At 69.2% G+C, this 503-nt stretch carries 1 protein-coding gene; it reads left to right on the plus strand.

Annotated features, from left to right (window positions below; all coding sequences use genetic code 11):
• Window positions 1–503, plus strand: a 503-nt coding sequence (locus tag GWK61_RS55175; RefSeq protein WP_323748216.1) for a glycoside hydrolase family 2 TIM barrel-domain containing protein, incomplete at both ends; no start/stop codon positions are given.

Genomic DNA, 503 nt, shown 5'->3' on the forward strand with positions numbered 1-503 from the left:
TCTACGTGCGGCAGCGCTCGGTGTCCACGAGCAGCGCCACGGTGGACGTGGAGACCAAGTACTGGAACAACTCCGGCAGCACACGGCACGTGCAAGTCCGCACCGTCATCACCGATGCCGGCGGCGCCGTGGTCACCGACACCATCACCGCCGCGCGCACCGTGGCCTCCGGTGCCGGAGACGAGGTGATCCAGACCGCGACCGTGAACAACCCTCGGCTGTGGCGCGGACGCGCCGACCCCTACCTGTACAAGGCCACCGTCGAGATCCACGACGCGGACGCCGGCACCATCACCGACGCGGTGACCGTCCCGTTGGGGCTGCGCTCGTTCAGCCTGGACGCGAACACCGGCTTCACCCTCAACGGCGCCCATACGAGGCTGCACGGCGTGAACCGGCACCAGGACCGGCTGAACATGGGCTGGGCCGTCAGCCCCGCCGACCACGTCCAGGACTTCGACCTGATGGACGAGATGGGCGTCAACGCCCTGCGCACCGCGCAC

Origin of the sequence: Catenulispora rubra (assembly GCF_015356825.1) — a bacterium.
Taxonomy (GTDB): Bacteria; Actinomycetota; Actinomycetes; order Streptomycetales; family Catenulisporaceae; genus Catenulispora; species Catenulispora rubra.